This is a genomic window from Bacillus sp. LR--39 (genome assembly GCF_053613335.1).
On record NZ_JBSIOT010000764.1, the window covers coordinates 1 to 759 of the forward strand.

Sequence of the window (759 nt, forward strand, 5' to 3'; positions counted from 1 at the left end):
GCCGCCGCTTCCAATGACAAAACCGACATTCTCGGCGTACACTTCAAATAAAATCCCTGTGTAATAGCTCATGTGGCTGACCATATTCAGATCCAGGCGGACATTTTCCGTACATCCGTAATCCTCAAGAATGTCCCACAGCGCCTTCAGCTCATCAACCACGCTTTTTCCTTGTGCAGAATCGACGATTTCCTCAGCACGTCCGCATACTTCTATGCCGCCCCGCAATTCGAGGAGCTCAAGCAGTCTGCTTTTATCAATGGAGGAAAGCGGGAGAGACTTGACATGCTCTCTGTAGCCGACGTAGTTCTTTTCATATAAGAACCTCCGCAGCACATCAGCTCGTTCAACGTTTCCGAGCACCTCAACAAACAAAGCATCCGCAATGCCGGCATGGCCAATTGCAATTTTAAAGGATGCCAGCCCAGCGTTTTTTAATGCCCCGACGACTAAAGCAATGACCTCCGCATCCGCGCTCGTCGTGCCGTCACCGATTAACTCCACTCCGACCTGCTCGAACTCAGCCGGACGTCCGCCTTCACGCTCCTGAGCCCTGAATACATTTGCCGCATAGCCGACTCTTAGCGGATGACCGTGTTTCAAAAGCTTCGATGCCGCCATCCTTGCAATCGGCCCCGTCATATCCGGGCGAAGCACCAATGTCTTGCCGTCCTGATCAAGTAGCTTAAACAGCTGCTGCTCTTCAATTGCTGACTGGACGCCAACGGTATCGTAAAACTCCAGTGTCGGCGTTTCCAT

1 protein-coding gene is annotated in these 759 nt (G+C 51.9%); it reads right to left on the minus strand.

Annotated features, from left to right (window positions below; translation table 11 throughout):
* A partial coding sequence (locus tag ACWHAR_RS26385) for an ATP phosphoribosyltransferase regulatory subunit (RefSeq protein WP_452088338.1) occupies nucleotides 1-759 on the minus strand: 759 nt, incomplete at both ends.